Origin of the sequence: Dorea sp. 210702-DFI.3.17 (genome assembly GCF_020560825.1) — a bacterium.
GTDB classification, from domain to species: Bacteria; Bacillota; Clostridia; order Lachnospirales; family Lachnospiraceae; genus Dorea; species Dorea formicigenerans.
In genome coordinates this window covers 46580-65923 of sequence record NZ_JAJCNB010000002.1, presented here as the reverse complement: position 1 = coordinate 65923, position 19344 = coordinate 46580, and the positions used below count along the sequence as shown (strand labels likewise).

General features: G+C 44.5%; 21 protein-coding genes. 7 read left to right on the top strand and 14 right to left on the bottom strand.

From position 1 onward, the window contains the following. Positions 1–25: 25 nt before the first annotated feature. The 14 genes from LI149_RS02700 to LI149_RS02635 all read right to left on the bottom strand — a co-directional run bounded on the left by LI149_RS02700 (position 26) and on the right by LI149_RS02635 (position 11942). A complete protein-coding gene (locus LI149_RS02700) occupies positions 26–613 on the bottom strand; it encodes a GNAT family N-acetyltransferase (protein WP_005339528.1) in 588 nt (195 codons plus the stop codon). Continuing rightward, positions 610–1332 (bottom strand): NAD-dependent protein deacylase, encoded by a 723-nt coding sequence (locus LI149_RS02695; protein WP_005339526.1) that lies wholly within the window; start codon positions 1330–1332, stop codon positions 610–612. The genes LI149_RS02700 and LI149_RS02695 overlap by 4 nt, the downstream gene beginning before the upstream one ends. A 12-nt stretch (positions 1333–1344) precedes the next feature. Further along, on the bottom strand, positions 1345–1998 hold the full coding sequence (locus LI149_RS02690) for an HAD family phosphatase (RefSeq protein ID WP_117605713.1): 654 nt from the start codon (positions 1996–1998) through the stop codon (positions 1345–1347). A 36-nt stretch (positions 1999–2034) separates the two neighbouring features. Beyond that, complete coding sequence (locus LI149_RS02685) at positions 2035–2532, bottom strand: MarR family winged helix-turn-helix transcriptional regulator (RefSeq protein ID WP_173785945.1); 498 nt, start codon at positions 2530–2532, stop codon at positions 2035–2037. Between the two features lie 142 nt (positions 2533–2674). Next, entirely contained in the window at positions 2675–4375 is a 1701-nt protein-coding gene (locus LI149_RS02680; RefSeq protein ID WP_227142939.1) for an acetyl-CoA carboxylase carboxyltransferase subunit alpha, read from the bottom strand. Positions 4376–4419: 44 nt separating this feature from the next. Beyond that, positions 4420–5760 carry an acetyl-CoA carboxylase biotin carboxylase subunit gene (locus tag LI149_RS02675; protein ID WP_173785947.1) on the bottom strand — a complete coding sequence of 447 codons (1341 nt, stop codon included), beginning with the start codon at positions 5758–5760 and terminating at the stop codon, positions 4420–4422. Positions 5761–5769: 9 nt separating this feature from the next. After that, positions 5770–6198 carry a 3-hydroxyacyl-ACP dehydratase FabZ gene (fabZ, locus tag LI149_RS02670; RefSeq protein WP_005333191.1) on the bottom strand — a complete coding sequence of 143 codons (429 nt, stop codon included), beginning with the start codon at positions 6196–6198 and terminating at the stop codon, positions 5770–5772. 9 nt (positions 6199–6207) lie between these two features. Further along, a complete protein-coding gene (gene accB / locus LI149_RS02665) occupies positions 6208–6690 on the bottom strand; it encodes an acetyl-CoA carboxylase biotin carboxyl carrier protein (protein WP_173785948.1) in 483 nt (160 codons plus the stop codon). Between the two features lie 14 nt (positions 6691–6704). Then, entirely contained in the window at positions 6705–7961 is a 1257-nt protein-coding gene (gene fabF, locus LI149_RS02660) for a beta-ketoacyl-ACP synthase II (protein ID WP_005333189.1), read from the bottom strand. Between the two features lie 31 nt (positions 7962–7992). Then, positions 7993–8730, bottom strand: a complete 738-nt coding sequence (gene fabG / locus LI149_RS02655) for a 3-oxoacyl-[acyl-carrier-protein] reductase (protein ID WP_005339510.1) — start codon at positions 8728–8730, stop codon at positions 7993–7995. 34 nt (positions 8731–8764) lie between these two features. Further along, positions 8765–9673: an ACP S-malonyltransferase gene (fabD, locus tag LI149_RS02650; RefSeq protein WP_117605709.1), complete on the bottom strand. Its 909-nt coding sequence runs from the start codon at positions 9671–9673 to the stop codon at positions 8765–8767. A gap of 21 nt (positions 9674–9694) precedes the next feature. After that, on the bottom strand, positions 9695–10642 hold the full coding sequence (fabK, locus tag LI149_RS02645) for an enoyl-[acyl-carrier-protein] reductase FabK (protein ID WP_173785950.1): 948 nt from the start codon (positions 10640–10642) through the stop codon (positions 9695–9697). 64 nt (positions 10643–10706) lie between these two features. Next, positions 10707–10934 (bottom strand): acyl carrier protein, encoded by a 228-nt coding sequence (acpP, locus tag LI149_RS02640; protein ID WP_173785951.1) that lies wholly within the window; start codon positions 10932–10934, stop codon positions 10707–10709. Between the two features lie 15 nt (positions 10935–10949). After that, positions 10950–11942, bottom strand: coding sequence for a beta-ketoacyl-ACP synthase III (locus LI149_RS02635; RefSeq protein ID WP_005339505.1), 993 nt, complete (start codon positions 11940–11942; stop codon positions 10950–10952). Positions 11943–12153: 211 nt separating this feature from the next. Between LI149_RS02635 and LI149_RS02630 the strand changes: the two genes are divergently transcribed. The 7 genes from LI149_RS02630 to LI149_RS02600 all read left to right on the top strand — a co-directional run bounded on the left by LI149_RS02630 (position 12154) and on the right by LI149_RS02600 (position 19282). Continuing rightward, positions 12154–13272 carry a DUF4317 domain-containing protein gene (locus LI149_RS02630; protein WP_005339504.1) on the top strand — a complete coding sequence of 373 codons (1119 nt, stop codon included), beginning with the start codon at positions 12154–12156 and terminating at the stop codon, positions 13270–13272. A 289-nt stretch (positions 13273–13561) separates the two neighbouring features. Then, complete coding sequence (locus tag LI149_RS02625; protein WP_118000706.1) at positions 13562–14785, top strand: NRAMP family divalent metal transporter; 1224 nt, start codon at positions 13562–13564, stop codon at positions 14783–14785. Between the two features lie 13 nt (positions 14786–14798). Continuing rightward, on the top strand, positions 14799–15527 hold the full coding sequence (pxpB, locus tag LI149_RS02620; RefSeq protein ID WP_005339501.1) for a 5-oxoprolinase subunit PxpB: 729 nt from the start codon (positions 14799–14801) through the stop codon (positions 15525–15527). Between the two features lies 1 nt (position 15528). Then, positions 15529–16533, top strand: a complete 1005-nt coding sequence (locus tag LI149_RS02615; RefSeq protein WP_005339499.1) for a biotin-dependent carboxyltransferase family protein — start codon at positions 15529–15531, stop codon at positions 16531–16533. 18 nt (positions 16534–16551) lie between these two features. Beyond that, on the top strand, positions 16552–17013 hold the full coding sequence (gene accB, locus LI149_RS02610) for an acetyl-CoA carboxylase biotin carboxyl carrier protein (protein ID WP_005339497.1): 462 nt from the start codon (positions 16552–16554) through the stop codon (positions 17011–17013). 11 nt (positions 17014–17024) lie between these two features. After that, positions 17025–18371, top strand: coding sequence for an acetyl-CoA carboxylase biotin carboxylase subunit (accC, locus tag LI149_RS02605; RefSeq protein WP_005339496.1), 1347 nt, complete (start codon positions 17025–17027; stop codon positions 18369–18371). Between the two features lie 140 nt (positions 18372–18511). Further along, the gene (locus LI149_RS02600; protein WP_117649789.1) at positions 18512–19282 is read left to right on the top strand and encodes a LamB/YcsF family protein; all 771 of its coding nucleotides are present in this window, start codon (positions 18512–18514) and stop codon (positions 19280–19282) included. The last annotated feature ends 62 nt before the right edge of the window (positions 19283–19344 follow it).

The following is a 19344-nucleotide window of genomic DNA, read 5'->3' as shown; positions in this document are numbered from 1 at the left end:
CCTTACCATCCAAGTCTGCTGTATTCTAGTCCTTCAACATGTCCGCATCAAATTTCTTTGGAAACGTTTGAATTTCTTCATGGATTCCAATGATCTTCTCCATCCATATCATATTGTACCAGCGATGGAACTTGTATCCACATTTTTCAAATTCTCCTATCATACGATAGCCAAGATGTTCATGAAACTGTGCACTGTTCTTTGTCAGATACTCATCGTCTTCCTCGGGATATCCAATACATGCTTCCATATTTAAAATTCCCATTTCTTTCAGACAATGTTCCAATGCACTATGAAGTTTTTTTCCTATTCCCATACGTTTACAATTCTGATCTACATATATGGAGGTTTCCACCGCCCAGGCATAAGCTGCACGCTCCTTAAATGGACTGACATATGCATACCCCACGATTTTTCCATCATGTTCTGCCACCAGATATGGATATTTTTCAAGTGTATGTGCAATTCTTTCACGAAATTCCTCTGGGGAGGGAACTTCATACTCAAATGTAATTGCAGTTTCCCTGACATATGGTGCATAAATCTTCAACAATTCTTCTGCATCATCTAATGCTGCAACACGAATCACGATCTCTTTTTTTAATGTACTCATACTGTAATCTGACTCAATACCTCCCCGATCGGTGCGGCAATCGTAAGTTCTGCACGAACTGATTTTGCCGTATCGCTCTTATTGATCACGACAAGATGTTTTCCTCTAAAATAATCTACAAATCCAGCTGCCGGATAAACGACCAGAGATGTTCCCCCTATGATCAGTGTGTCTGCCTGGCTGATTGCACGGATACTCTTGTCAATCATATTTTCATCCAGACTTTCCTCATAAAGTACGACATCCGGCTTGATCACTCCTCCACACTCACAATGTGGAACTCCTTTGCTGTTCTTTACATATGCTGCATCGTAGAATTTTCCGCATTTTTGACAGTAATTGCGATGAATGCTTCCATGGATCTCATATACATTCTTACTTCCTGCTGCCTGATGAAGTCCGTCAATATTCTGCGTAATGATTGCTTTAAGTTTTCCTGCCTGCTCAAGTTCTGCCAGCTTTTTATGCGCGGCATTCGGCTTCGCATCTAAAAACATCATCTTTTCTTTGTAAAATTCATAAAATCCTTCTGTATTGCGCATAAAGAAGGTATGACTGACAATCTGCTCCGGTGAATACTTATATTTCTGCTGATACAGACCGTCCGCACTTCGAAAGTCCGGAATATTGCTCTCTGTAGATACTCCTGCTCCTCCGAAAAAGACAATATTTTCACTGTCATCAATGATTTCCTGCAACTTTTCGATTTCTTTATTCACAAAATCATCTCCCTATTTTACATTTTCCATCCACTCAATGATCTGACCCAGATTCTCCAGACTGGCTGATGCATGTTCCAGTACCTCTTCCGGCACATCTACCATATCATGAATATAAATCGTTTCTCCACCGGCTGCGATTCCTGCCATGACTCCCGGTGTACTGTCTTCAACTACCAGACACTCCTTCGGATCACGTCCGATTGCTTTTGCTGCATTCCAGAAAATATCCGGTTTGGGTTTACTTGCTTTTTGCGTGTCTCCATAGATAAATGCTGCAAAATATTCCGCTATTCCTGACATTTGAAGAACTTTTTCTCCACGCGATTGTCTTGTAGAAGTTGCAACTGCTGCCGGAATCTTCTTTTCTTCCAAATAGGAAAGGAGCTCCATAAGCCCCTTCTTTTTAGGAACTCCGTCCCGCGCAAGCATCTCCATAAAAATCTCATCTTTTCGCTGTCTTGCTTCTTCATAACGAAATTCTTTGCCAAATGTATCTTCAAATATTCCCCTGATAATCGCTGCCGTCTTTCCCCGGCACTGATTCAGAAGTTCTGTCGTAATGGAATACCCCATTTCTTCTCCGACTTGCTTCCACGCAATCGTATACAGCCTCTCTGTATCAAACAAAGTGCCATCCATGTCAAATATCACGCCTCGGATCATATTGTACGCCTCACTCTTCTATACGTTCTCTCATCATCAGTCATTTTTTGTCTGTTCTTTATCCATGCTGTCTGACGATTTTTCTTTGCTTTCTCTTGTATAATCGGTAAAGAATCCAGTCAGTGCGTCCAGCGTCTTTAACAGTACCGGGATCTCGCTCTCATCTAACTTGTCCACAATGGCCTGTGTCATCTGCTTATGATAATCTTCGTGATGATGATATGCATTTTCCCCTTTTTCCAGAAGACGCACATATACGACCCGTCGATCCTCTTTGCTGCGGAACCGGTCAACATAACCCTTTTTCACCAGACTATTCACAGCAGTTGTAAGTGATCCTACTGTAATATTCAGCTTCTTTGCAATGGTAGACATATTATTGCCCTCTCCAAGTCCGATTGCCTCTATGACGTGCATATCATTGTTGGTAATATCTTTAAATTCATCCGTAATAATTGCCTTACCTTCTACCTCCCAGATCTCATTGATCAGATTCACCAGGACATAGTTAATTGTTGCATATACATCACTCATTCGCACTGCTCCTTCATCCTTTACTTGCTTTTCATTATAGACGTTTTTTGTCAAAGAAGTCAACCTGCTCCTGCATTCCTTCTGAATTCTCTGACACTTGCATTTTACAGACAACTTTGCACTTATATATTTCAGATCCTGCTTACATCCGACGGAAGCGTTCATATCGGGAATCCACTAATTCTTGGATGTCTTTGTTTGCATATTCTTCCAGATACCCTTCGATATTTTTCTCCAGTTCATCTGCAATATTGCTCATCGTTTCTACTGTAAAATGTTCTGGTTCTGCAAACACCTTCTCTACAATCCCCATTTCTTTTAAATCTGCTGCTGTCAGACGCATAACTTTTGCAGCCTGCGCAGCTTTCGTACTGTCCTTCCATAAAATGCTTGCAAAGCCTTCTGGTGAAAGAATGGAATAAATGGAATTCTCCAGCATCCATACCTGGTCTGAAACCGCCATTGCAAGTGCACCGCCGCTTCCTCCTTCTCCGATAACAATACTAAGTATCGGGGTCCTAAGCGTTGACATCTCATACAGATTTCTTGCAATCGCCTCTCCCTGGCCGCGCTCTTCTGCGGAAATTCCACAAAATGCTCCCGGCGTATCTACGAAGCAAATGACCGGGCGGTGGAATTTTTCTGCCTGCTTCATAAGACGCAATGCCTTCCGGTAGCCTTCTGGTGACGGCATACCAAAATTGTGTCCGATATTCTCTTTTGTATTCTGTCCCTTCGCCTGGGCAATGACTGTCACTGCTCTTCCGTGAAAGGTTGCGATTCCTCCGACAATTGCTGTATCATCGGCAAAATACCGATCTCCATGCAGTTCTATAAAATCCTGGAACAAAACTTCTATATAGTGACCTGCAACCGGGCGGTCATTTCTTCTGGAAATCTGTACACGATCCCAGGCTTCCAGAGTTTTTGATCTGGTTTTTCTATTTTGAAATTCTTTTGTTGCTTTTTCGACTTTTTCATTTCCAGTCTGATGCATTTTCAGGATTTTTCCCAGCGTCTGCCGCATCTTCTGGCGTTCTACAATCTGGTCTACAAATCCATGTTCTTTTAAGAACTCGGATCTTTGGAATCCTTTCGGAAGTTTCTGACCGATCGTCTGCTCAATGACACGAGGACCTGCAAATCCAATCAGTGCTCCCGGCTCTGCCAGTATGATATCTCCAAGCATAGCAAAACTTGCCGTCACGCCACCGGTTGTTGGATCTGTCAGCACCGTAATATAAAGAAGTGCAGCGTCGCTGTGACGTTTCAGTGCAGCGGATGTCTTTGCCATCTGCATCAAAGACACGATTCCTTCCTGCATTCTTGCTCCGCCAGAGCATGTAAAGATGATAACCGGAAGCTTTTCTTCTGTCGCACGTTCTACCATTCTTGTAATTTTCTCACCTACGACTTCTCCCATACTCGCCATTAAAAAACGTCCGTCACAGACTCCAAGCGCTGTCTCAATTCCATTAATTGCAGCTTTTCCAGTCACCACTGCCTCATCTAATCCAGTTGTTTGTTTTAATGCTTCCACCTTTTCCGGATACCCTTTGTATCCAATCGGGTTCGTATTTTCAATTCCTCTGTCCCACTCTTCGAACGTATCCTCATCTGCAATTGACCGAATCCGCTCCGGTGCCGGCATGCGAAAATGCCCATGACATTTCGGGCAAATATATCCGCCTGTTATAACGTCCTCTGTAATAATTGCTTTCTGGCATTTGTTACATTTACACAGAAGTCCCTCCGGAACTTCCGGGCTTTGGTGTTTCCCACCGATATGCCCTTTTTTTCCGGAAGGACGTCTTGTTTTCTTAAACATATTATCTAACTTCATATGTCCACTCCTTATACTCTTTCACTCCACGGTTGTTGTATACCTTAATGCTTTATAGTATCTATGAAATTCACATTAAACTCTCCGGATTGATATACCGGGTTATTTAATAATTCATAGAGATAATCCACATTCGTGTCGATGCCCTCAATAATAACCTCTCCAAGTGCACTCTGCATTTTCTGGATTGCTTCATCCCGGTTCTTCGCCCAGACAATGAGCTTTGCAACCATGGAATCATAATATGGAGAAATGCTGCATCCACTGTAAATTGCGGAATCTACACGGATTCCTTTTCCTCCCGGCAAATGAAGATCTGTAATGGTTCCAGGCGACGGCCGGAATCCTTTTTCCGGATTTTCCGCATTGATCCGGCACTCAATGGCATGCCCATTGATTTCAATATCCTGTTGAGCAAATGACAGCTTCTGTCCATCTGCAATACGGATCTGTTCTTTGATCAAGTCAATTCCAGTCACCCACTCAGTCACCGGATGCTCCACCTGAATTCGGGTATTCATCTCCATAAAGTAAAAGGCATCATTGTTCTCTAAAAGAAATTCAATGGTTCCGGCATTGACATAGCCTGCGGCTTTCGCAGCTTTTACTGCTGCCTCTCCCATCTTCTTTCGAAGCTTTGAAGACAACGCCGCTGACGGAGCCTCCTCAATCATTTTCTGATGATTTCTCTGAATAGAGCAGTCACGTTCTCCGAGATGCACTACATTTCCATAGGAATCTGCCAGAATCTGAAATTCGATATGTCTCGGCTCCTCCATAAAATGTTCAATATACATGGTATCATCGCCAAATGCCATCTGACTTTCCTTCTGTGCGGTCTGAAAGCTTTGCGTAAACTCTTCTTCGGAATATGCCACACGCATGCCTTTTCCACCTCCGCCGAGGGCAGCTTTTATAATAACCGGGTAACCAATTTCCCGTGCAAGCAAAAGTCCGGTATGCACATCACAGACTGGCTCCTTACTTCCTGGGATGACCGGAACACCTGCTGCTTCCATCGTATTTCTTGCTTCCTGCTTATTGCCAAGCTTTGCAATGACATTTGCCGGCGGTCCGATAAAGGTAATTCCGCACTGCTCACACAGTTCTGCAAATTTACTGTTCTCTGACAAAAAGCCAAAACCCGGGTGAATGGCGTCTGCCCCACTCACCACCGTTGCACTGATAATATTCTCCATACTCAAATAACTCTGAGATGACGGTGCCGGTCCGATACAGACCGCTTCATCTGCAAGCTTTGTATGAAGGGCTTCTGCGTCTGCCTCTGAATATACTGCAACCGTCTCAATTCCCATTTCCCGGCACGCACGGATAATCCGAACTGCAATCTCACCACGGTTCGCAATCAAAATCTTCTTAATCACACAGATCACCTACCCTACTGCAAATGTCAGTACCGCGCTGACTACTTTTTTACCGTCCACTGTAGCGACAGCCTCTCCGACACCAATCGGTCCTTTTTTCCGGATAATTCTTGTTTCCAGACGAAGCTTGTCCCCCGGCACGACCTTTCCTTTGAATTTGCATTTATCAATTCCACCAAAATATGCAACTTTTCCCTGATTCTCCGGCTCACTTAAAATCGCTACCGCACCTGCCTGTGCCAGCGCTTCCACAATCAGCACACCCGGCATGACCGGCTCCTGTGGAAAATGTCCGGCAAAGAACTCTTCCCGGTAGGAAACACATTTGTACGCCACTGCATACTCACCCGGCTCGTAATCTTCTACATAATCCAATAACAGAAACGGATGTCTGTGAGGTATGATTTCCTGAATCTGTTTAATATCCAAATGTTTCATGATAACCTCCTACGCAATTCTGAATAATGGCTGGCCGTACTCTACTGCCTGGCCATTCTTTACAAGAATCTCCGTGACTGTTCCATCAAAATCACTTTCGATTTCATTCATCAGCTTCATGGCCTCGATAATTGCAACCGACTGACCTTTTTTCACGGAATCGCCAACCTGAATAAATGGCTCTGCATCCTCTGCCGGAGCCGCGTAAAATGTTCCCACAAGCGGAGCTTTGACTACATTTCCAACAGGAGCCGCCTCAGATATCCCAGTCTGTTTCTGTACGCCTTCTTCTAAATCTGTGGCTGCTTTAGAAGAAGCACCTGTAACTTTCACAGCTTCCGGTGTAACATCCTGCACTGCCGCAGTCGTTCCCATCACCAAGTTCTCTTTCTTATTCAGCTGCAATTTTATACCATTTTCTTCATATTTAAATCCAGTCAGGTCTGACTCAGAGACTTTATCAATCAGTTTCATCAACTGTTCTACGTCCATTTCCAGGTTCCCCCTTACGCTTCATACTTCTGAATTAAAATTGTTGCATTGTGTCCGCCAAATCCAAGTGAATTGCTCATGGCTGCCTTGATTTCTTTCTCTACCGGACTTCCAATTGCATAATTTAAGTCACATTCTTCATCGGCCTCTTTTGTTCCGACCGTCTGATGGATAAATCCATCTTCCATGCTTTTGACACAAGTAATAAATTCTACTCCGCCTGCTGCTCCAAGCAAGTGACCGATCATGGATTTCGTAGAGTTGATCACCACGTCTTTCGCTGCCTCGCCAAATGCTTTCTTAATGGCGCGTGTCTCGAACAGGTCATTGTGATGGGTACTTGTTCCATGGGCATTGATGTAATCTACCTGTGCCGGTGTAATCTGGGCCTCTTCCATGGCAAGCTCCATTGCCTTCGCTGCACCGCTTCCGTCTTCTGCCGGAGAAGTAATATGATAAGCATCCCCTGTACATCCGTAACCGGTCACTTCTGCGTAAATCTTTGCTCCACGCGCTTTTGCATGCTCCAGCTCTTCCAGCATTACAACTCCCGCACCTTCACCAAGTACGAATCCATCCCGGTCTTTATCAAATGGAATGGAGGCACGAAGTGGATCGGTAGAAGCAGAAAGTGCTGTCAGTGCTGTAAATCCGGCAATACCAAGTGGGCATACACAGCCTTCGGTTCCTCCTGCAAGCATCATATCTGCGTCACCATACTGGATTGTACGGAATGCATCACCAATACAGTTCGTTCCTGTGGCGCAGGCAGTTACGACATTGCTGCATTTTCCACGAAATCCTAACTGAATTGACACATTTCCCGCTGCCATATTGGAAATCATCAAAGGCACCATAAGCGGATTTACTCTTGCCGGTCCCTTGGTCAGAATTTTTTCATAGCTCTGCTCTGCTACCTGAAGACTTCCAATTCCGGAACCAATCATCACGCCAGCGCGAAATGGGTCTTCTTTTTCAATCTCCAGTCCAGAATCCTCATAAGCTTCTCTGGCTGCTGCAACCGCATATTGAGAAAATGCTTCCATACGTCTGGCTGCTTTTTTATCCATATGATCTCCCGGCACAAAGTCTTTGACTTCTGCTGCCAGTTTTACTTTATAATCTGTAGTGTCGAACTTTGTGATCTCACCGATTCCAACCTTACCTTTGCGGATTCCGTCCCAAAATTCAGCTACACTATTTCCAATTGGAGTAATTGCACCAAGTCCGGTCACGACCACTCTTCTTTTTAAGACTTTATTATTTGCCATCTTTTTTGTACTCCTTCCCCTGCATCACTTTCTACATTACCATGCCGCCGTCTACGTGCAGCACTTGTCCGGTAATATAAGAAGCATCTTCCGATGCGAGAAATGCAACTGCTTTTGCCACCTGCTCAGGTTCTCCAAATTTTCCAAGAGGAATCTGGGCAAGCGTAGCCTCTACAACCTTTTCCGGCAGGCTCTGCGTCATATCTGTATCAATAAATCCAGGAGCTACTGCATTCACAGTAATTCCTCTGGAGCCAAGCTCTTTTGCCACAGCTTTTGTAAGTCCGATGATTCCGGCCTTGGAAGCTGCATAATTGGCCTGTCCTGCGTTTCCTGACACACCAACTACAGATGAAATATTCACGATACGCCCGCTTCTTTGCTTTAACATCTGTCTGGATACTGCCTGGATCGTATGAAATGCACCTTTTAAATTCGTATCTAACACAGCGTCAAAATCTTCTTCTGACATCCGCATCAACAGACCATCTCTTGTAATACCTGCATTATTCACCAGCACATCCAGATGTCCGTATTCTGCGATCACATTTCCAATAAATTCTTTACATGCCACGTTGTCAGAAACATCACATTTATATATAGAAGCTTCTCCTCCATTTTGCTCAATTTCTGTCTTTAATTCCTGTGCTTTTTCCTCGCTGCCACAGTAATTGATCACAACATACATGCCCGCTGCTGCCAGCTCTCTTGCGATTGCCGCACCAATTCCACGGGAAGCTCCTGTCACAACTGCTACCTTTTTTTCCATTTTATTTATAACTCCTGTCATTTTCGCCTTGTTTCTATATGATCTTTTCCAGATCTTCCCATGTTGCTACATTACAGACCTTGACACTTCGGTCAATCTTTTTCATAAATCCCGCCAAAGTCTTGCCCGGCCCGATTTCGATAAATGTATCAACTCCGTCTGCGATCATTTTCTCCATGCTCTGTTGCCAGCGAACGGACGATGTAAGCTGTGTCACAAGTAATCCCGGACTCTTACGAACATCCGTAACTGCTTCTGCCGTCACATTTGTAATATAAGGGATCATAAGCTCATGAAATTCTGTCTTATCTAGCTCCATTTCCAGTTCCTTTGCCGCCGGGAGTAAGAGCGTAGAATGAAACGGACCACTAACATTTAACATTACGGTACGTTTTGCACCCGCCTCTTTTAAATGTTCTGCCGCTTTTTCAACTGCTTTTGTTTTTCCTGTAATAACAATCTGACCCGGACAGTTATAGTTCGCTACAGACACACCTTCAATCTCTGCTGTCACTGCTTCGATTTTCTCTGCATCTAATCCAAGAATCGCGCACATAGCGCCTTCTCCTGCCGGAACTGTATGCTGCATCAAAATTCCACGTTTTCTCACAAGGCGGATCGCATCGATCGGCTCCAGCCCGCCGGCCACAGAGATGGCTGCGTATTCGCCAAGGCTCAGTCCCGCTGTAATATCTGGTCTTACTCCACGTTCCATCAGAACTTCTGTCATGGCAAGGCATGTTGTTACCATAGCCGCCTGTGTATATTCTGTCTGGTCTAAGAGATCATTTTCCTCAAAACACAATGCTTTCATATCCAGCCCCAGCTGTTCGCCTGCTTCATCAAAGAGCTTTCTGACACTGGCGCTGTTTTCGTAAAAATCTGCACCCATGCCACATTTCTGCGCCCCTTGTCCCGGATAGATAAATGCAATCTTACTCATATATTTCTTATCCTCCAATTACTACACTTCGGTTTCATACAGATTCAGAGTGCATATCAAAGCGTCTGTTTCTCTGACCAGTTTTTGGATCAATGCCTGACAGCTCATCTGCTCATTTACCAGTCCCGCAATCTGGCCTGACATGACACTTCCAGTCTTCACATCACCGTCTACGACAGCTTTTCTAAGACCTCCAAGAGTCATAAGTTCCAACTCTTCAAATGGAGCACCTTCCTGTTCCATCTTCAAGTATTTTTTTGTCATCTCATTGCGAAGTGCCCGTACCGGGTGTCCTGTTGTACGTCCTGTGACTCTTGTATCAATGTCACTTGCCTTTAAAATCTTATCCTTGTAATTCTGGTGCACCTGTGCCTCTTCTGTGACAACAAATGCAGTTCCCATCTGTACAGCCTTTGCTCCCAGCATAAATGCTGCTGCAATTCCTCTTCCGTCTCCGATTCCACCTGCGGCAATAACCGGAATATCGACTGCATCAACGACCTGTGGTACAAGTGTCATAGTCGTGCTCTCTCCGACATGTCCGCCAGACTCGCAGCCTTCTGCAACAATTGCATCTGCTCCTGCCCGCTCCATACGTTTCGCAAGAGCCACAGAAGCAACAACAGGAATTACTTTCACTCCTGCTTCCTTCCACATTTCCATATATTTTCCCGGACTTCCGGCTCCAGTCGTCACGACCTGGACACCTTCTTCCACAATTACTTTCGCAACATCAGCCGCATAAGGGCTCATAAGCATAATATTCACACCAAATGGTTTGTCCGTTAGCTTGCGTGCTGCCCGTATCTGCTCGCGCACCCACTCTGCCGGAGCACTGGCGGCACCAATAAGTCCAAGACCACCTGCTTCTGAAACAGCAGCCGCCAGATGATGCTCAGCTACCCATGCCATACCACCTTGGATGATCGGGTATTTTATTCCGAGAAGTCTTGTTATTTCTGTCTGCATAATTTGTTTCCTTTCTTGCATTCACACTTCTAAAAGAGTCTGCAATTTGTCGAAGGCTATATCTTTATTCTTTATGTGCTTCCACGTATTTCACTACGTCGCCGACTGTTTTGAGTGTTGGAAGGTCTTCTTCCGGAATTTCGATCTCATATTCATCTTCTAATGCTGTTACCATCTCGAAGAGGTCTAAAGAATCTGCGTCTAAATCCTCTTTGAAATCTGCACCCTCTGTAACCTTCTCCACATCAATTGCTAAATTCTCTGCGATAATCTCTCTAATCTGCTCTAACATAATTTTTTTCTCCTTTTACCATTCAATAATTGTTGCGCCCCAGGTCAGGCCTGCCCCGAATCCTGCCAGCACGATTTTCTGTCCTCGTTTTAATCTTCCGTCTCTGTTCATTTCATCTAACAGAATCGGAATACTTGCGGAAGATGTATTTCCATACTCTTCCATGTTCATTGGGAATTTTTCGACCGGCTCACCCATGCGTTTTGCTACGGCTTCCAGAATTCTCCGGTTCGCCTGATGTAAAATGTACCAATCGATTTCTTCTGGTTTTACTTCATTTTTTTCCAGCACTTCCTGAATGACTTCCGGTACCTGCTTAATCGCAAACCGGAATACTCCCTGACCATCCATCTGCATGAGATAGTCTTCACTGTTCAAATGTTTCCCGCCAATCTCATCATTTTTCTGAAGAGGAAGTCCATTCTCCTCTCGCTTACTGTGACACAAAAGCGCCTCTCCTCGAGTCCCGTCAGAATGTGCCGCCGGAATATAACTGGCTCTTTCATCTTTTTTTATTACTGCTGCACCGGCGCCGTCTCCGAAAAGAATACACGTCCCACGGTCCTTCCAGTTCGTCAGCCTGGACAGCGATTCACTTCCTACGATCAGAACTGTCTGATAAATCCCACTTTCTATGTATGCCAATGCTGTATTGTATGCCAGTACAAACCCGGTACACGCTCCATTCAAATCAAAACAGACTGCTTTGTCTGCACCAATGGCCTTTTGCACTTCGCATGCGCCACATGGAATAATGACATCCGAAGAAATCGTGGACATCAGAATCAGATCCAGTTCTTCTGGTAAAACTCCTGCATTATCAAGAGCTCGTTTTGCAGCTTCATTCGCCATGGACACGGTCGTCTCTTTCACTGCAATATGGCGTCTCGCAATTCCGGTCCGTTCTCTGATCCATGAATCACTTGTCTCTACAAGCTCTGCAACCCCATCATTATCCATAACATAATCCGGGACACAGGAGCCTGTTCCACAAAATCTTGCACTCATATCTTTCCTTTCTGAAGTTTTTCTTTGAACTTCAATTTATTTGAGTTTCAATTATTTTGACTTTCAAAGTATACATAACAAAAAAAGCTTTGTCAAGAACATTTTTCTTAAATCCGACTTTTCTCCTCTTCTAAAACCCATTGATTTTCCCCCGAAAACTCTCTATACTATCTTTTATGGTAACTATATCGTAAGGGAGTGTATCTGATTTATGAATAAAAAAGAAGTTTTGGAGATCCGCAAGCAGTTTACCCCGGAAAACTGCACAATTACCCGTATCTGCGGCTGTTATGTGGATCATGAAAAAGAGAAAAAAATGGAGATGAAAAAAGCTTTTCTTTCCATGCCGGAGGAAGAAGCTTTCAAGTATTTTGACATTTTCAGGCATACATTATCCGGAACTGTTGGCAAGAACCTGATGACTATGGAATTCCCGCTGGATCAGGAACTGGAAGGCGGCGCGCAGGAGCTCCTTTTAAGGCTGCGCGATACAAAACTTACTGATGATCTGCTTTTGGAAGAATTCTACGACAAGGTTATTGAGAACTACGAATTCGCGGAAAACTACTATATTATATTGATTCATGCTGCATACGATGTGCCAGGGAAATCTTCCGATAATATGGAAATGTTTGACGCTTCCGATACCGTATATGAACATATCATGTGCAGTATCTGCCCGGTAAAATTGACGAAAGCCGGACTTACATATAACGCCGAAAAGAACAATATTGAAGACCGTATCCGTGACTGGTTCGTGGAGATGCCTGCGACCGGTTTTCTCTTCCCGGCTTTCCAGGATCGTGCAAGTGACGTTCATCACGTCCTGTACTACTCCAAGAAACCAGAAGATCTCCAGCCTGACTTTATTGCAAATGTACTTGGCAATATTACACCGCTTACTGCAAAGGATCAAAAGACAACGTTTCAGTCTCTTGTCAGTGATACACTCGGTGAGGATTGTGACTATGACACCGTCCGCAATATCCACGACAATCTGAATGAACTTATGGAAGAAGCCAAGGAATCTCCTGACCCACTGGAGCTGTCCCGCCCAGACGTGAAACACCTGTTAGAGCGAAGTGGAGTCTCGGAAGAAAAAATGGAACATTTCGATAAGAATTTTGAGGAAGCTGTTGGTGAGAAAAATACTCTCCTTGCTTCCAACATTGCCAGTGTCAAAACTTTCCAGATTGAGACACCTGATATTGTAGTAAAAGTTAATCCGGAAAGATCCGACCTCGTAGAGACACGTGAAATCGATGGAAGACGTTGTCTTGTCATCGCGATTGACGACCATCTTGAGGTAAATGGCATCGAAGTTCGTTAAAATGTAGTTAAAAACAGAAAGTTTTTCTAAACTTTCTGTTTTTTATTTGCGTATTCCCCCGAGTTTCTGTATAATTGTATACTATATAGATACCAGTGTCATAAATCTATTTTCATTTTGTGCTTGCACAAAAATGAAAGTTAGATTTCATGACATGCCCAGATATGAGCCTAGAAGCGTGGCGTAAGCTGCGCGATATGCGAATATCTGATAGAATTGCGAGAGTGTACAGCACGCAGCAATTCGTATGGTATCAAAAAATTAGAATTTATCGAAAGGAAGAGTAGTTATGGAGAAAAACACAAACAAAAAAAGTGCCAGTGCTCTCATTGGCGCAGCATTTCTTATGGCAACCTCTGCAATTGGTCCTGGATTCCTTACACAGACCGGACAGTTCACAGGAAACCTCAAAGGAAGCTTTGGCTTCGTAATCTTAGTATCAGTTATTTTAGCAGCAATCGTTCAGCTTAACGTATGGAGAGTCTTATGCGTATCCGGTATGCGTGGTCAGGACGTTGCTAATAAAGTTCTGCCAGGTCTTGGATATGTGATTGCATTCCTCGTTGTAGCCGGCGGACTTGTATTCAACATTGGTAACGTTGGCGGCGGTGCCCTCGGATTCAACACCTTGCTTGGCATCCCGACTACATATGGCTGCTTCCTCGCAGGAGCAATCGCGATCTGTGTATTCCTTTATAAAAATGCATTAGATGCAATGGACACACTGACAAAAATTCTTGGTGGTATCATGATTGTCGTTATTTTTGTTGTCATCCTGATTGTAAAACCACCAGTAGGAATGGCTGTAAAGGAAACATTTGTACCAACTGCTCCTATGGACAGTATCTTCCCTGCAATTCTGACACTTCTTGGCGGAACTGTTGGCGGATACATCACATTTGCCGGTGCACATCGTCTGATCGATGCCGGTATTACAAAAGAAGAGAATTTAAAAGAGATCAACAAGAGTTCTGTTATGGGAATCGGAATTGCAACGATCGTCCGTATCTTGCTGTTCCTTGCAATCTTAGGCGTTGTTGTTGAGACTGCAACTTCCCCGGCTACAACTCTTGATGCAAGCAACCCGGCTGCCGACGCATTTTTACAGGGTGCAGGTCAGATCGGATACCGTTTCTTCGGACTGGTACTTTTGTGTGCGGCTGTTACATCTATCATCGGATGCGCCTACACATCTGTATCTTTCCTGAAAACTTTCAGCAAGACAATTGCCAACAATGAAAAATGGTTCATCGTTGGATTTATCGCTCTTAGTACCGTTGTTATGGCTCTCATCGGACAGCCTGCAACTCTGCTCGTATTAGCAGGTGCCCTCAACGGACTGATCCTTCCTATTACATTGGGAGTATGTCTGATCGCATCTCAGAAGAAGTCTATCATGGGCGAGAACTACAAACACCCGATCGTGCTTCTGATCCTTGGAATTATTGTAGTTGTAATCTCTGCATACCTTGGAATCACTTCCCTTGGAAAGCTGAGCGCACTGTTCGGATAAGGAGATGTTTTTTATGGAAGAAATTAAAATCCACACAGCCGGTGACTCTTCTGTCCTGATTGAATTCGGACAGGAGATCTCCCCGGAGATCAATGCAAAAATTACGGCCTTCGTCCATCTGATGAAGGCCCAGCATGTTGAAGGAGTCAAAGATATGATTCCTGCATTTACAAGTCTTCTGATCAACTACGATCCAAGAGTTGTAAATTACGGCGCATTAAAAGAGCGTCTGGAAAAGCTGTTAAAACTTGAGGTCAGCCAGGAAACTGCTCCATCACGGATCTTTGATATTCCGGTCTGCTACGGTGGCGAATATGGACCTGACCTGGAAAATATCGCAATGCATGCCAATCTTTCTACTCAGGAAGTAATTGATATCCACAGCAGTGAAGACTATCTGATCTACATGCTCGGATTCCTTCCTGGATTTTCTTATCTTGGGGGACTGGACGAACGGATCCACACACCAAGACTTGCAAATCCGCGTATTAAGATTCCGGCAGGAAGCGTCGGCATCGGCGGTTCCCAGACGGGAATCTATCCGCTCGACTCCCCTGGAGGCTGGCAGCTTCTGGGGCTGACTCCGGTAAAGACTTACGATCCGAACCGCGAGATTCCAATCCTTTTCGAAGCCGGTGATTATATTCATTTTGTACCGGTCACAGAAAAAGATTTTCTTGAGATTAAAGAACAGGTGAATCAGGGAACTTACGAGTGTGTGATTCGCCAGAAAGGAGTGTAATATGGGAATTCGCATTTTAAAAGGCGGAATGCTTACAACTGTACAGGACAGTGGGCGCCCGGGCTATCAGAGCCAGGGGTTCGGCGTATCTGGTGTTATGGACCGCCGCTCCTTCAAAATTGCCAATCTTCTTCTGGATAATCCGGAAAATGAAGCAGTTCTCGAATTCACTCTTCTTGGACCAACACTGGAATTTACTTCCGAGACGATAATCGCTATCACGGGAGGTGATTTTCAGCCACAGGTCAACGGAAAGCCTGTGAAAATGTATACGGCGCTCTATATGCACCGTGGAGATATTCTCTCATTTCGTGGCTGCCGTACCGGAAGCCGCGGCTACATCGCATTTTCCAGTTATCTGGAAATCCCGGTCGTTATGGGAAGCCGCTCTACCAACATCAAATGTGGACTTGGAGGATTTAAGGGACGCCGCCTCTTAGACGGTGACTATATCAGCTTCCGTGCCAAAAGAAGATACTTGCCTTATTTCCTGTCTAGAAGCCTGGATCTCAACGAGTTTGATCAGGACAACATTACACTGCGCGTGATTATGGGACCACAGGACGATGCATTTACCGCGGCAGGAAAAGAGACATTTCTATCTTCCGAATATGTTGTAACGAGTGAGTTCGACCGCATGGGCTGCCGTCTGGAAGGACCATTTATTGCATCAAAGTCAACAACAGACATTATCTCTGATGGAATCGCATTCGGTTCTGTTCAGGTACCTAGCCATGGAAAACCAATCATTCTGCTGGCGGACAGACAGACTACCGGCGGATATGCGAAGATTGCTACAGTCATCTCTGTAGATATTCCAAAACTGGTTCAGAGAAAGACAGATCATAAAGTGAAGTTCCAGGCAGTTACTGTAAAAGAAGCCCAGGAACTCCTTGCACTGGAAGCAAAAGAAATGAACGAATTCAGACATCAGATCTACCAGCCTTGTAAAGAGGTTCTGGACTGCCGTCTGGTCGCAAAACGAATCAGCAAATTATTCCAGTAAAAAGAAAGGAAGGACATCATGAATTTAGATAAAATTGAAAAGCTTGTAAAGATTATCGAAGAGTCTTCCCTGCAGGAATTTTCCATTCAGGAAGGCGATATTAAAATAAAAATGAGTAAACGCGCAGGCGAAAGCGTTGCCGTCCCATTTGCACCAGGTATGGGAATGCCGGTTGCAGGAACTGCTGCACCGGAAGCTGCTACTGCAGATGAGACTTCTGGAGAAGTGGAAGAAGAAACATATATTACTTCCCCGATTGTCGGAACATTTTACTCCGCACCTTCACCGGAAGCTAAAGCTTTCGTAAAAGTCGGTGACCGCGTAAAAGCCGGCGAGACTGTATGTATTCTGGAAGCTATGAAACTGATGAATGAGATTGAAAGTGATTTTGACTGCGAGATCGAGGCCGTTCTTGTCAGCAACGAACAGAGAGTTGAATATGGTCAGCCACTCTTTAAAGTAAAGAAGCTTGACGACTAAGGAGGAGTTCCATGTTTCATAAAATATTGATTGCAAACCGCGGAGAGATTGCTGTTCGTATTATCCGCGCCTGCCGTAATATGGGTATCCGCAGCGTAGCAGTCTATTCCAAAGAAGATAAAGACAGTCTTCACGTACAGCTCGCCGACCAGCGTATCTGTATCGGTGAAGGCCCTGCCAGAAACAATTACCTGAATATGCAGCAAATTGTCACAGCTGCCCTGAACATCGGAGCCGATGCAATCCACCCTGGATTTGGTTTCCTCTCTGAGAATTCAGACTTTGTACGTCTGTGCGAAGAACACGGTATTGCATTTATCGGACCAAGTGCAGATGTTATCGACAGCATGGGAAATAAATCCCACGCCAGAAAGACAATGATGGAGGCCGGAGTTCCGGTCGTTCCAGGTACGAAAGATCCAGTCTACGACGTAGAGACCGGCGAAAAGCTTGCAGACGAAATCGGTTATCCGGTTATGATCAAAGCCTCCTCCGGCGGAGGTGGAAAAGGTATGCGTGTCTCCCGCTCTAAAGATGATTTTGAATTCAATTTCAACATGGCTCAAAGAGAGTCTGCCAACGCATTTGGCGATGACACCATGTACATTGAAAAATATATTGAAAACCCACGCCATGTAGAGATCCAGATCATGGCTGACACTCATGGAAATGTAGTGGCTCTCGGCGAACGTGACTGTTCTGTACAGCGCAACCACCAGAAGTTGATTGAAGAATCTCCTTCTCCGGCTATCACAGCCAATACCCGCGCTTCCATGAACCACGATGCCGTTCTTGCCGCAAAAGCTGTTGGTTACACAAATGCCGGAACGATCGAGTTCATTCTTGACCAAAGCGGAACTTACTACTTCATGGAAATGAATACCCGTATTCAAGTCGAGCACGGTGTCACAGAAATGGTTACAGGCACAGACCTGATCATTGAACAGATCCGTGTTGCCATGGGCGAGCCGCTTAGCTTCACTCAGGAAGAGGTCACACCACGCGGACATGCCATTGAGTGCCGTATCAACGCTGAAATTCCGGAGAAAAACTTTATGCCAAGTCCTGGTGTGGTAAAACATTTGCACCTTCCTTCTGGAAATGGTGTGCGTGTTGATACCGGTCTTTACACTGGCTACCGCATTCCTTCCGAGTATGACTCCATGATCGCGAAAGTTATCGTTCATGCACCGGACAGAGATGCTGCAATCCAGAAAATGCGGTCTGCGCTGGACGAGATGGTGATCCTGGGCGTTGAGACAAATCTGGACTTCCAGTACCGGATCATGAAAAATCCTGAATTCTGTGAAGGAAATGCAGATACCGGATTTATTGAGCGGTTACTGAAAATAGACTAATCGCAAAATTATATATTTACCTATTACATGAATGCCAAAAGAACTGATTTGACTTTCCGTTATGCAAAGCGTTCTGGTGAGCCTTCTGATTTTCTATATAGATTATTAAATTTTATAAAAGAAGGGCAGGTTATGTTATTATGTACAAAGTTGATTTAAATAGTGATTTAGGTGAGAGTTTTGGCCGTTATACGATTGGAAATGATGACAAGATTATTCCACTGATTTCTTCTGCGAATATTGCATGTGGTTTTCATGCATCTGATCCGGTTGTGATGACGACCGCGATTGAGCAAACGAAGGCGGCCGGGATTCAGATTGGTGCGCATCCGGGATTTCCGGATCTGATGGGATTTGGACGTAGAAATCTGGCCGTTTCTCCGGCAGAAGCAAAAGCTTATACTCTGTATCAGATCAGCGCTCTTGGAGGTATGTGCAAAGCCCACAATATGCGCCTGCAGCACGTAAAACCACATGGAGCCCTCTATAATATGGCTGCAAAAGATTATGAGCTTTCTAAAGCTATCTGTGAAGCTATTAAGTCCTATGATCCGGAAATCATCGTAATGGGACTCTCTGGCAGTGAAATGATCCGTGCAGCAAAAGATCTGGGGCTTAAAGCAGCCAGCGAAGTATTTGCAGACCGCGCTTATGAAGAAGACGGAACACTTGTGAACCGCCGCAAAGAAGGTGCAGTCATCAAAGACGAGAACGAAGCAATTGCCCGCGTGATCCGCATGGTAAAAGAGCAGAAAGTTACAACAATCACCGGAAAAGATATTTCCATTCAGGCTGATTCCGTATGCGTTCACGGTGATGGCGAAAAAGCTCTCCTTTTCGTTGAGAAAATCCGAAAAGCTATGGCAGAAGAAGGTATTACGATCAGCCCATTAAAAGACATTTGTAATTAACTTTCCTTCCACCAAAAGAACAACAACAATTTTTCAAAAAAATTCAAAAAAATGTTTGCATT